Here is a 13,133-nt window from a genome sequence, read left to right as displayed (position 1 = left end):
GTATCAAGCGATGATTTGGGGGAATTTGAATTGAAAACCTATAAATTAACAGCATTCGAAGCCAACGGGGAAAAGATTTTAGACGAATCCTTCCAAGCAGACAACGATGCAGCCGCAAAAGAACAAGGTGAAAAACTATTATCTGAAAAAAACTTATTGGACAAAACCCACCGCTGTACATCACCCAGCGGGAAACTTTTGCTATTTCATTCATAAGGTGCGGGGCCAGTCCCCCGTCGCTTTAAAGCGACGGGGGACTGGCCCTCATTTTTTTGACCAAAATCACCAAAATGAACGATATAACCAAATTATTGTCAGATTATTCGTGAATTTTTATACTTTCTTTAGGGGTTGTAATTGTTTTAATAGTCTGAAATGTAAGTGTTTCCAAATCTATCAAAAGATCAAAGGGGGAGTTTTGGTGAAGATTAATTTTAAAAGTATGACGACACAGGTTTTGATTGCAATTGTATTGGGGATTATCTTTGGAGCGTTGTTTCCAAAAACAGGGGCGGAATTAAAGGTTCTCGCAGATATTTTCGTTAAAATGATCAAGATGGTAATCGCGCCGATTATATTCTTAACCATCGTTGTCGGAATTGCGGGTATGGGAGATTTAAAGAAAGTTGGACGAATTGGCGGTAGAGCCCTAATCTATTTTGAAATTGTTTCTACCATTTCTCTTGCCATAGGCGTCTTTTTTGCTACCATTTTTAAGCCGGGGGCAGGAGTAAATGCACACGCTGCAAAAGCAGATATTTCTCAATACACTCAACAGGCTGCAGAAACAAGCCATGGGGTTATGGATTTTATCACTGGAATCATTCCTGACAACTTTATGGGTGCTTTAGCAAGCGGCCAGCTGCTGCCGATTTTATTTTTGGCTGTCCTATTTGGAATCGCCCTTTCAGGTCTTGGAGAAAAAGGAAAACCGGTCCTTGAATTTTTTGAAAAGGTTTCCGACGTTTTCTTTCGCATTGTAAATATCATTATGTACTACTCACCAATTGCCGCATTTGGTGCCATTTCATATACGATTGGTGAATTTGGAATTGGATCGCTTGTATCACTTGGAAAACTGTTCGGATTAACCTTACTGGCAATGGTTGTTTTCATTGTTGTCATCCTCGGTTCGATAGCGAAGTTTTACCGATTTAACCTTTTCAAGTTTATCACTTATATTAAAGATGAAATCTTTTTAGTTCTAGGTACTTCCTCCTCTGAATCAGCGCTTCCTAAAATGGTGGAAAAGCTTGAGAATTACGGCTGCTCTAAATCTGTTGTAGGGTTGGTGATTCCAACTGGATATTCCTTTAATCTTGATGGAACATCGATTTATCTCTCCATGGCAGCCTTGTTCATTGCACAGGCATTTGGCGTCCATTTAAGCATTGGGCAGGAAGTGACCCTAATCGGTGTTTTAATGCTCACTTCAAAAGGTGCAGCAGGTGTAACTGGCTCTGGATTTGTCACCCTAGCCGCAACTCTTGCCGCTTTCCCGAGTGTTCCCGTCGAAGGAATTGCCTTACTGCTCGGGGTTGACCGCTTCATGTCGACTGCCCGAGCGCTGACAAACCTCATTGGTAATGGCGTTGCAACCGTTGTTGTATCGAAAATGGAAAAAGAGTTTGATGAGAATGGTAATATCCAAACCTCAATTGAAAAAACAGCTTAGAGTTTGCCAGTTTCTTTGAGTTGTGGGGTGCCTTTACTCTCGAATAAGGCGGACTTACTTTCTGAAAAGGTTGTCTTACTCTCGGATAAGGGCGACTTACTCTCGGATAGCAGACTTTTACTCTAAAACTGCTGATTTTTCAAGCTTTAAAAAACCAGCCGCGGCTTCGTTGGCTGGTTCTTTGCTATATAATAAAAGTAAAAGATTTAGGGAGAGATTTGATGCAGCCTATCCGAGTAATAATTGTTGAGGATGACCCGATGGTTATGCAGATAAACACTGAATTTGTCACAAAGCTGCCTGGATTTGAGCTGGTTGGAAAAGCGTTCACTGGCAAGGAGGCAATGGTGTTAATGGAAAAAGTACATCCTGACCTTGTCCTGCTCGATTTCTTCTTGCCAGACACGAATGGACTTTCCCTGTTGCAAAACATTCGAATACATAAATTCCCGGTAGATGTGATTCTGTTAACGGCAAATCGCGATCCGAAGCATATTCAGGAAATCTTTCGCGCAGGCGTTGTCTATTATATCGTCAAACCCTTCCGTTTTGATCGATTTCAAACGGCCTTAGAGCAATACCGTCAAACTTCCAAAAAGTTTAAGGAAAACCGGCCCTTTGAGCAAGCGGATCTAGATGCCTTATCGGGAATCAAGCCTGCTCCATCTGAATCAATAATTGAGGGGATGCTGCCGAAGGGGTTAAACGACCGGACCATGCATCAAATTCTGCATTTCTTAGCAGGACAAGCTGAACCACTCTCATCAGAAGCAGTGGCAGAGGGTACTGGCCTAGCCAGAGTCACGGTCAGACGGTATTTAGAGTACTTAGAGAAAAAGGGAGATATCTCGATAGAAGTACAATATGGGTCAGTCGGCCGGCCGATGAATAAGTACAGGTTATGAGTCTGCTAAAAACATCAGGAAAGAGGAGAATCCTGTGCACAAAAAAAAACCGCGTTTAAGCCTGCAAACAACCATTACCTTGCTCGTCTGCAGCGTTGTCGTTTTATCATTATTAGTGACAGATCTCCTTCTAACCGGGGAGATTCGGGATACGTCTCAAAAAAACCAGGAAGAAAAAGCTTTAAATATCGCAAGAATTACCGCCCATGCCCCTGTTGTGCTCGAGGCTTTAACAGGGCAGCGAGATAAAGCTGACATTCAGAAATATACCAATGAATTGATTAAAATTACGAAGGTTGAATTCGTCGTTGTGATGAATATGAAGGGAATTCGCATCTCACATCCCAATCCTGACCGAATCGGCCAGCGATTTGTTGGCGGCGATGAAGGCCCTGCTCTTCATGGTCATGAACATATTTCAACAGCAAAAGGTACATTAGGATATTCTTTACGGGCCTTCACACCGATTTATTCAAATGATGGGAAACAAATTGGAGCTGTGGCGGTCGGATTATCTCTTAACAAGGTGAATCAAGTGATCATAAGTAGTGAAAGCATCATCTATATAGCTGTTATTTTTGGCATTTTAACCGGGGTGGTCGGGGCTATTATTCTCGCAAGGAAAATTAAAAGAAGTTTGTTTGGACTTGAGCCGTTTGAAATCGGAAAATTACTTGAAGAGCGGAGCGCGATGCTGCAGTCCACAAAAGAAGGTATTATTGCTGTCGACCAGGAATCACGCATTACCCTTATTAATAATGAAGGCCAGCGGCTTTTTGAAGAAGCTGGGATGAAAGAAAGTCCTGTCGGGCATAAAATGGAGAAATTTTTCCCAACACTCCATTTAAACAAGATTCTCGAAACCGGAAGCCCGATTATTAACCAAGAAATTAATATAGCAGGGATTACCCTGTTATCGAATCATTTACCCATCAGAGTTGGTGAAGAGATTGTCGGAGCCATTACAACGTTCCGTGATAAAACGGAAATCAATCAGTTAGCGGAAGAGCTTACCGGAGTAAAGCTTTATGCAGAAGCCTTACGGGCACAATCCCATGAGTTTATGAATAAATTGCACGTTATTTTGGGATTGGTTCACCTGCAGCGCTATGAAAAGCTCGCCGATTTCATCAACCAGATTTCAGACCATATTGAAAACGAAGTCGGTTATCTCATTAGTAAAATAAAAGACCCTGTTTTAGCGGGTTTTATTCTTGGCAAAATGAGCTATGCAAGAGAATTCGGTGCAGAATTAACGTTTACAGGTGAAGGGGTTCTACCTGAACCATTGAAAGCAGAAATGACACATGAAATCATCACTATTTTAGGCAATTTAATAGATAACGCCTTAGAATCGCTGACAGAACAGGAAAACAAAAAAATGATTGTTCACTTTGAATACGATGAAACAAACCTTTTCATTGAAGTAGCCGACCATGGTTCGGGAATAAAGAAAGAAATCGTTGATGAAATATTTACGAAAGGTTTTTCGACGAAAGGAAGCAATCGTGGAATCGGATTATTTCTAGTCATGCGTAGTCTGGAAAAACTCCATGGAGACATGGAACTGCATACGGAGGAAGGAAAAGGAGCAAGGTTTATTCTTACCATTCCTTATCTTTTTGAAATGTGAATGATTTCCACTATGTTGACCTTGATATGATGTGGTTGTACACTTAAAGCAGTTTATTTTTGAAAGGTGATTTATTTGCGGATTTCAATTATAGGGTTAGAGGATGAAAGATTTGACCGGCAGCTTCAATTGATTGCCAATTTATTTTTTGAAGAATCACAGATTTTAGCCGAACCGGCTGCTGAAGCCGATATAACGATAACATTTCAATTGCAAGTGGATGAAAAAGTTTCAGTTACCGCTGAATTAAAAGATAACAATGGAAAAACTCTTTATGCTGAATATCAGAAAGAATTCCTTCCTGCTGCAACTGAAAAGGAACAATTTAAGCAAAAAAAGAATGCTGTTGCTCATGTGTATTTAACTGTCTTGCAGGATTGGAGTGGGATGACCCAAAAATGGGGCGTCTTAACGGGGGTTCGACCAACAAAGCTGCTTCATCGGAAAGTCCAGGAAGGTGTTCCTCTAGCTTTGGCGCACCAGCAATTAAAGGATGATTACTTAATTACCGATGAAAAGATCGAGCTTATGCAGCAAATTGTTGATCGACAGCTTGCTGTTGTGCCGGATTTATATTCGCTGCAAAAAGAAGTGAGCATTTATATCGGCATTCCTTTTTGTCCAACGAAATGTGCGTATTGCACTTTCCCGGCCTATGCCATTAATGGGCGTCAAGGCTCCGTTGACTCGTTTTTGGGTGGTTTACATTATGAGATGCGGCAAATCGGCCAGTGGTTGAAGGAAAAAGGAATCCGAATTACGACGGTCTATTACGGAGGCGGAACACCGACAAGCATCACTGCTGAAGAGATGGATATGCTCTATGAGGAAATGTATGCATCCTTCCCGGATGTTGAGAAAATTCGGGAAGTGACCGTTGAAGCAGGTCGTCCGGATACGATTACCCCTCTGAAATTAGAAGTTTTGAAAAAATGGGAGATTGATCGAATTAGTATAAATCCTCAGTCCTACACGCAGGAAACTTTAAAAGCCATCGGACGACATCACACTGTGACGGAAACAATTGAAAAATATCATTTGGCTCGGTCGATGGGCATGAACAATATCAATATGGATTTAATTATCGGCTTGCCGGGTGAAGGGGTGCCTGAAATGGCTCATTCCCTGAATGAAACCGAAAAGCTGATGCCTGAATCTGTGACTGTTCATACTTTATCCTTCAAACGGGCGTCTGAAATGACGCAGAATAAGGCTAAGTATAAAGTGGCTGATCGCACGGAAGTGGAGCAAATGATGGAGTTAGCCCAATCCTGGACGGCAGCTCATGGTTATGTCCCCTATTATTTGTATCGGCAGAAAAATATTCTTGGCAATCTTGAAAATGTGGGCTACGCCCTTCCGAATCAAGAAAGCATCTACAATATTATGATTATGGAAGAACAGCAAACGATTATCGGGCTTGGCTGCGGGGCTGCAAGTAAATTTATTGATCCAGTAACCGGGAAAATTACTCACTTTGCGAATCCTAAGGATCCAAAAACCTACAATGACAGCTTTGAAGAGTATACAGAGAAAAAAATAAAGATCTTAGATGAATTATTCTCAGAAAAAGGTTCTCCTGCATAAATCGGCAGGGGAATTTTTTGTCTCCCGATTACGAGAAAATTCCCTATTTTGCATAAATTCTATTTTTATCCTCTCTTTTCCATTTATAATAGAATTGAGCATAATTTAAGGGGGCGTTTGAAGTGTCATTTAATTTTGTAACGGATAAGGTAAATGTAACGGTTAACGGTCGCGTTGCAACGGTGGAATTGAATAGGCCGGAAGCTTTAAACGCATTGGACACTGACCTGATTAAGGGACTGGTTTTCAAACTAAAAGAAATTAGCGAATCGGACGAAATTGATATTGTCGTCCTGACAGGAAAAGGCAGAGCTTTCTCTGCGGGCGGGGATATTAAGACTATGATTTCCAACTCGAATGAAGATGAATTCTATCCGATTATGGACTGCATTAGCGAATTAGCCGTTACCCTTTATAGCATTCCAAAGCTGACCATTAGCGCCATTACCGGTGTTGCTGCGGGGTTGGGCTTCAGTTTGGCGCTGGCAACTGACTATATTATTGCAGACAAGACGAGTAAGCTGGCAATGAATTTTATTGGAATCGGTTTGATTCCGGATGGAGGCGCTCATTTCTTTTTAGAAAAAAGAGTAGGCGAAATGAAAGCAAAACAGCTTATTTGGGATGGGAAAATTCTCTCAGCAGAGGAAGCACTTGATTTAGGATTGGTTCAAGAAGTGGCCAAGGATGGGCTTCATGAAGCATTACAAGCTCGAATTCAAGATTGGTTAAACCGTCCTGTTCAAGCCATGATTAAGACCAAAAAGATTTTGGCCGAAAAAAATCGCCCGCAATTACTTAAAATTTTAGAGCTTGAAAAATTTGGTCAATCCAATATGCGGAAAACTTTTGACCATCAAGAAGGAATCCAAGCCTTTCTTGAAAAAAGGCCGGCCAATTTTATAGGCAAATAAATGAAAAGCTATCAATGGTTATAAACCTTGATAGCTTTTTTCCTTATTTTTTAATAATATTCATTTTGCGCAGAAACTCGATTGGCTGTTGTTTACGAAAATGCTCTTTTACCATGTAGGCGACACCATTTTCATTTTCAGATCGGGTAATCCAATCGGCGGCTTTTTTCACTTCGTAATTGGCATTCCACATCGCTACCCCGAGGCCGACTGCTTCAATTGCCGGAATATCATCAAGTCCTTCGCCGATGACGACCATTTCATCTAAACGGATTCCAAGGCGATTGCCGAGATAGGTTAATCCGGTTAACTTGGAAACACCTGCCGGAACAATATCCAGACGAAGCGGATTAAGCTCAATCACTTCAATTTCAGTAAACATTTTCTCCAAAGCCGTTTTGGCATCCCGGAGGTCACTTTCTTTTTCAAAATAGATTTCAATTTTAGGAGGGGTCACCTGCTGGTCATGCAAGTATTCACTTAAGGATGAAACAAATTGCTGGGAATAAAACATCGGATCGCCTGAAGTAAAAACGGTTTTGGCTAATAAATTGTGATGGTTCTTCTGTTTATTCGCTAATGAAAATTGTTCATGCACAAGGCGAATTTGACATGGAATTGTCTCGAAGAAACGGACAATGTCATAAGTAATGGCTTCATTTATTCTTTTCACATAAATCGGCTTTTCATGCGGGCTTGAAATGAATGCTCCTTGATGAGTAATGAGCGGTGTTTTTATTTTTAATGCCCTCGCCACTTTTTTGGCTGAAGGAAAACTGCGCGATGTCAGGAGTGTTACTAAAATTCCTTTTTGCTGTACGTATTCAATCGCTTCTTTCGTTGTTTTATGGAGTTTTCCATTAGTTTGAAGGATTGTGCCATCAATATTTAACGCTAGCAAGCGATAAATCATCCTGTTGCCCCCTATTCTTTGGTGAAATTACCCTTATATCACTTTTATGAATTTCTGCCTATTAATAGAACAGGAGTGAAAAAAAGGACCAAACAGATATAAAAAATGCCCTCGGAAAAAGTTCCGAGGGCATTTTTATTAAACCCTGCCATAAAGCTCTTCTAGCGGTTTCATAATTATTTGATTTAATTCACCAATCAACATGCTCATTTGTTGTTCTGCTTGCATTAGGCGTGATATTTTTTCATTTTTTTGGACAAGAGCAACGGATGCTTGCGCCTGTTGGACCTCTGCCTCGCTGATATTCTGCCCCATCATTTGTTTTTGCTGCAGGTTCATTTGTATTTGGCGGAAATGGTCAAACATTTGCTTTGCCTGTGGATCTGCATTTACTGCAGCATACATTTGCTTTAACTGATTATACTCATTGCTCTGACGGATTGCCGTTTGTAATCCTAATGCGGCGTCATGTAAATTAACTGCCATTTTAGCCCACTCCTTTTTCAATAAACAATTACACTAAACTATAACAAACTATGCAGATAATTGCGAGATGGTTCACCAATCACGCTTATTCACATAGGATACACTATCAGCAAATGCCTACCAACAGAAGATTTTGCAAGTAAATGAGGAGTGATAATGTCTCATAAGTTAACGCAGGTTTCAGTGGTTCCTTGGGAACAGCAAAATGGTGAAAACAATCTTGTCACCATATCGAATCAATTGTGTCAGCAATTTCAACTGCAAAAAAACCGGGAACTAACCCTCAGATTAGGAAAAAAATGCATCGGGGTAAAAGTGCAAATTGCTGAAATACCATCCAATGAAATCCTAATGCCTGAAAAAATAATCAAAGAATTTTGTTTACCTATAAATCAATATAAGTTTCTTGCAAAATATGAAATGGAGTCCGACACACTTGTCCTCGGCCCAATCATTGGCCTGTTGACCGATTTTCAGAGGAATGGTGAGCTGGAGCCAAATTTTCGATCCATCCACACATTCTGTGAAGAACTGCACCTTTGGGTCAAGGAGAATGGCGGTTTTTTCTATGTTTTTTCATTTGAACAATTTCCGCAACAGGGCTTTTATTATGAAAACGAAAAATGGACACTACATGATCTTCCTTTGCCGGATGTTGTCTACAATCGCATCCATTCGCGCAGACTCGAAAAGGCGAATGCTTTTCAAGCCTTTCGAAACCGCCTTGAACAATACAATATCCCGATTTTTAATGATCGCTTTCTCTCTAAATGGGAAGTGTATGAGCAATTAATTCAAGAGAAGCAGCTGAACACCTTTATCCCAGAGACTAATATTTTCACAGAGGAAATTTTAGCTGAATTTTTACAGAAATATAATACAGTGTTTATCAAGCCCGTACATGGCAGCCAAGGCAGAAATATTATCAAAATAACAAAGGAAGACGATAACCACTTTCATATACAGTCCACCGCTTCAAACAAAACCGAAATCAATGGCTATGAAGCTTTAGTTGAACATCTAAAAATTGCACAGGGAAGTAGAATTTCGATTATTCAGCAAGGTATTCCCCTCTTAACAATTGACGAATGCAACGTGGATTTTAGAGCATTGTGCCATAAAAATCTTCATGACCATTGGAACACAACCTCCCTGGTCGCCAGAATTTCACAGAAGGACGAATTTGTATCAAATATTGCCCGAGGTGGAACCGTTAAAAAACCTCTTCAGGCATTACTTTCCTGTATGAAGATGAAGCTGGCCCAAGAAATAATTGCACAAATAAAAGAGCTTGCCATTGAAACGTCAACAATGATAAGCCGTTATTCCCCCGGTATTACCGGAGAACTCGGCATTGATATTGGCGTGACCTCTGAAGGAAAACTTTGGCTGATTGAAGTCAATTCAAAGCCTTCCAAGAAATTTGAGGATAGTTCAGGGAAAATCAGGCCTTCAGCCAAGGCGATTCTCCAATTTTCTACAAAACTGGCTTTTGACACAACTTCTGAAAAGGAGGAATTTTAAAATGATTGCCTTTGGTATTATGACCTTAACAATGGATAGTGAAGCGCAATTTATTGATGAAATGGCGAAACAATCCCATTCCTGCAATATGGAATGCTATCACTTCATCCCATCGCAAATCAATCCGCACACACATCAAGTAAAAGGAAAAAAATATGACATCATCACTGATACTTGGAAGGAGAGTGAATTTCCCATCCCCTCCATCCTTTATGACCGTTGTTTTTACGGTGAGGATGAACTTTCCAAGCAATGCACTCCGATCGTTTCCTGGCTGAAAAGCAGAGAGGATATTACATTTTTAGGATATGGTCTTCCGAATAAACTGGATCTATATGAAGCGCTGCAAAACACATTATTAGCCGCTTATTTACCACATTCCCAAAGGGCTGCCGAACCCGGCATAGTTATTAAGGAATTGAATGCGAATAAAAAAGTGATTTTAAAACCGATAAATGGCTCACAGGGATATGGGATCTATTATCTTAAGAAAAATGATAAGAGCTATCATGTGAAAACAGAGAAAAACAAACAGATTATTTCTCGTATTTTCCCTAATATCACGAAATTAAATAATTGGTTATATTCTTTATTAAAGCAGCATCAGTATCTTCTTCAACCCTATCTCGAATTATCCAATGAAGATTTGCAGCCATTTGATATCCGTATTTTCCTGCAAAAAAATGAACAGGGAAATTGGGTGGAACGCGGCAAAGGTATTCGAAAAGGCAATACAGGAGGAATCCTTTCCAACCTCAGCGCCGGGGGTTCTGTTACTGACTTTCGAACATGGATCGGCACTCTCCCTGCTAACCAAAAAGAATATATTTATAATGAATTAAAATACATTATTAGTAACCTGCCACTATTACTAGAAAAAGAATTTTTGCCGTTATTTGAAATTGGCGTTGATATTGGTGTCGCGAAAAACGGATCGATTTGGATTCTTGATATCAATTCTAAGCCTGGCAGAAAAGTACTTTTACAAACACAGCCAAATTTAAAGGAAACGTTGACTCTTGCACCGCTTCTTTACGGGAAATACTTGAGCGGGATCGATAGAAAAGAAAGGATGCGCTATTATGCGAAAACGCTATTCTCTTGAGATCGCTCCTAACGATCAACTCGTCGTGTTTTGCCCGCTAGATCTTATCAAGGGCAAAACACTGACAAAAATTGCCTTTGGAGCAAAATCCATCGAAGTCGACTTTTTCCCACACCCGGATAAAAATGACTGTATTGTCCTTAGCAAAGAAATTCAAACTGCACTCCTATTGCCAAATTTGCTTGTTCCACTGCATGCGTTCATTGAAAACTCCGTACTTTTTCTTGGACCGCTTGTTGGAATTTTCACTTCGGGGTTTACCTCCTTCCCTGATCGTCCAATTGGAGAAAGATCTGGTTTCTTTTCTAAGCTTTTATCTGTAAAAAATAATGTTGGTGCCCTGCCGTTTGTCTTTGGCGAACAGCATATCGATTGGGAACAAGGAATCATAAAGGGCTATTTTTTTCATAAAGATTCCTGGCAAATGTATGATGTTCCACTCCCCAATGTCATTTATGACCGGCTGCCGAATCGAAAAAGTGAAGAGAATCCGAAATTAATCAAAGTAAAAAACCGGCTGCAAAAAGATTATCTCATCCCATGGTATAATCCGGGATTTTTCAATAAGCTCGATGTATTCGATCGGCTTCATCAAGAAGATTCGGTTGCCAGCTATCTGCCAGAAACCTTTCCTTTTACTTCCTTCTCGATGATTGAAACGCTTGTTTCAAAATATGGTCATGTTTTTTTGAAGCCAAAAAATGGCAGCCTTGGTTTAGGGGTTCATCAAATTATTTATGATAAGTACAAAGGGGAATATTATTGCCGTTATCAAGACAAAGAAGGTGTGAACAGGTTAAGGAAATTCACCACGCTAGAGGGATTATTTAAACATGTGTTTATTCATCAAAATCTCGATAAAATGCTTGTACAACAAGGGATTCATTTACTAAGAAAGGATGCGCGGGCCATTGATTTCCGCGTTCATACCAATAAAGATGAGTCTGGCAGCTGGCAGGTGTCCGCTATAGCCGCAAAAATCGCCGGGGTCGGAAGTGTAACGACCCACGCCCGGAGCGGCGGTGAAATTAAAACGTTGACGGAGCTTTTCACCTCTGAAGAATCTGCATTATATACTGAAAAGCTGGAAAAGGCAGCCCTTCTTTTAAGCAATGCATTGGATCAAAACATGGAAGGGATTATTGGTGAGATTGGCTTTGATATGGGAATTGACAAGAGTGGTGACATCTGGCTGTTTGAGGCCAATTCAAAACCGGGCCGGTCTATTTTTAGTCATCCTGACCTTGAAGAGTTCGACCTTTTAACCCGTAAATTAGCGATTGCTTTTGCAGTCTTTATAACAGAGCAATCCATATACCATCCTGAGGAACTATTCAAATGAAAATGCTGGTGAAAAAAGATTATCCAGGGCCACTAATCGGAATCATGACGGCGCAAAACCGGAATGGAACTGTATCAGGGAACATCGCCCTTTTTAAAGAGCTGCAAAAGAAGCTTATTTCACTGGGTGGAATAAGCTTTATTTTTACAATAGAAGGAGTGCACGATGATTCTATTGAAGGGTATACATTTCTTCCAGATCAAAATAACTGGGTCCAGGTGAAAGCTCCTTATCCTGACCTTGTATATAACCGCATTCCATTCCGAAAATCTGAACAAGATAGCAGATGTACTAATTTCTTTTCCACATTAAAAATAAGAAAGATCCCGTATTTTAACCCCTGTTTTATTGATAAATATGAGCTCTTCTGTCTTTTGAAGCACCATCCCATCCTCCAAAAATATTTACCGAAAACCATCCACGTGAATGAGAAAAACGCATTATCCACATTTCTTCATGAACAAAAAAAGATTTATCTTAAACCAGCTCGATCGTCAAAAGGGAATGGAATTTATCAACTATCCTGGATGGAAAACAAGCATATTCAATTAGCGGGACTGACGACTTTAAAATCTTTTCCCACCTTTACAGATTTTTGGCTCCAATGGGAAAAGGAACTTCTTGATAAAAACTATATCGCTCAGGAGAAAATTCAGTCAGCCCTCTATGAAGGAAAACGTTATGATTTCCGAATCCTTGCCCATGCTGATGGTCATGAATATAAAGTGACAGGAATTGGAATCAGGCAGGCACAAGAACAAGACATTACAACCCACATCCCTACTGGGGGAAGACTTCTTCCCTATCGTCTTTTCCAGTCTAAAGAACATGATCATTTTATTCAAACGGTGGTCACTCAGATTGGGAAGGTTTTATCAGAGCAGTTAGGCTTTTTCGGTGAATTTTCAATTGATGCCTGTGTCACTTGCGAAGGGAGCTACTACCTATTTGAAGTCAATTCAAAACCAATGAGCTTTGATGAAACAGAAATTGAACAACAAAAAATCACCCAGCTCTGCCGATTATGTTTCCAGCTTACTGCTCATTAA

At 40.3% G+C, this 13,133-nt stretch carries 12 protein-coding genes; 10 read left to right on the top strand and 2 right to left on the bottom strand.

The annotated features are described in order from the left end of the window. Positions 1-30 precede the first annotated feature (30 nt). From ACZ5XR_RS04880 to ACZ5XR_RS04855, 6 genes are all read left to right on the top strand, one after another. Positions 31-216 carry a YhzD family protein gene (locus ACZ5XR_RS04880; protein ID WP_464500554.1) on the top strand — a complete coding sequence of 62 codons (186 nt, stop codon included), beginning with the start codon at positions 31-33 and terminating at the stop codon, positions 214-216. Between the two features lie 205 nt (positions 217-421). After that, positions 422-1,675 carry a dicarboxylate/amino acid:cation symporter gene (locus ACZ5XR_RS04875; RefSeq protein ID WP_464500553.1) on the top strand — a complete coding sequence of 418 codons (1,254 nt, stop codon included), beginning with the start codon at positions 422-424 and terminating at the stop codon, positions 1,673-1,675. Between the two features lie 221 nt (positions 1,676-1,896). Continuing rightward, on the top strand, positions 1,897-2,580 hold the full coding sequence (locus ACZ5XR_RS04870; protein WP_464500552.1) for a response regulator: 684 nt from the start codon (positions 1,897-1,899) through the stop codon (positions 2,578-2,580). Positions 2,581-2,614: 34 nt separating this feature from the next. Next, complete coding sequence (dcuS, locus tag ACZ5XR_RS04865) at positions 2,615-4,213, top strand: DcuS/MalK family sensor histidine kinase (RefSeq protein ID WP_464500551.1); 1,599 nt, start codon at positions 2,615-2,617, stop codon at positions 4,211-4,213. Between the two features lie 75 nt (positions 4,214-4,288). Further along, the gene (locus ACZ5XR_RS04860; protein ID WP_464500550.1) at positions 4,289-5,800 is read left to right on the top strand and encodes a coproporphyrinogen III oxidase; all 1,512 of its coding nucleotides are present in this window, start codon (positions 4,289-4,291) and stop codon (positions 5,798-5,800) included. A gap of 122 nt (positions 5,801-5,922) precedes the next feature. Next, a complete protein-coding gene (locus ACZ5XR_RS04855) occupies positions 5,923-6,714 on the top strand; it encodes an enoyl-CoA hydratase (RefSeq protein WP_464500549.1) in 792 nt (263 codons plus the stop codon). A 43-nt stretch (positions 6,715-6,757) separates the two neighbouring features. On the opposite strand, the gene ACZ5XR_RS04850 is transcribed toward ACZ5XR_RS04855, so the two are convergent. Both ACZ5XR_RS04850 and ACZ5XR_RS04845 read right to left on the bottom strand, forming a co-directional pair. Next, positions 6,758-7,627 carry a Cof-type HAD-IIB family hydrolase gene (locus ACZ5XR_RS04850; RefSeq protein WP_464500548.1) on the bottom strand — a complete coding sequence of 290 codons (870 nt, stop codon included), beginning with the start codon at positions 7,625-7,627 and terminating at the stop codon, positions 6,758-6,760. 138 nt (positions 7,628-7,765) lie between these two features. Further along, a complete protein-coding gene (locus tag ACZ5XR_RS04845) occupies positions 7,766-8,113 on the bottom strand; it encodes a YlbF/YmcA family competence regulator (protein WP_464500547.1) in 348 nt (115 codons plus the stop codon). 156 nt (positions 8,114-8,269) lie between these two features. Here ACZ5XR_RS04845 and ACZ5XR_RS04840 point away from each other — a divergent pair, with 156 nt between their 5' ends. From ACZ5XR_RS04840 to ACZ5XR_RS04825, 4 genes are read left to right on the top strand one after another with little or no spacing between them, the layout of a single operon-like run. Beyond that, entirely contained in the window at positions 8,270-9,637 is a 1,368-nt protein-coding gene (locus ACZ5XR_RS04840) for a YheC/YheD family endospore coat-associated protein (protein ID WP_464500546.1), read from the top strand. A 1-nt stretch (position 9,638) separates the two neighbouring features. Continuing rightward, a complete protein-coding gene (locus tag ACZ5XR_RS04835) occupies positions 9,639-10,742 on the top strand; it encodes a YheC/YheD family endospore coat-associated protein (protein WP_464500545.1) in 1,104 nt (367 codons plus the stop codon). After that, the gene (locus ACZ5XR_RS04830) at positions 10,720-12,084 is read left to right on the top strand and encodes a YheC/YheD family endospore coat-associated protein (RefSeq protein WP_464500544.1); all 1,365 of its coding nucleotides are present in this window, start codon (positions 10,720-10,722) and stop codon (positions 12,082-12,084) included. Before ACZ5XR_RS04835 ends, ACZ5XR_RS04830 begins: the two co-directional genes overlap by 23 nt. Next, entirely contained in the window at positions 12,081-13,133 is a 1,053-nt protein-coding gene (locus ACZ5XR_RS04825) for a YheC/YheD family endospore coat-associated protein (protein ID WP_464500543.1), read from the top strand. The genes ACZ5XR_RS04830 and ACZ5XR_RS04825 overlap by 4 nt, the downstream gene beginning before the upstream one ends.

This window comes from Neobacillus sp. Fa239, assembly GCF_055395235.1.
The sequence above is the reverse complement of the archived record's forward strand: the minus strand, read 5'-3'. Positions and strand labels throughout refer to the sequence as shown.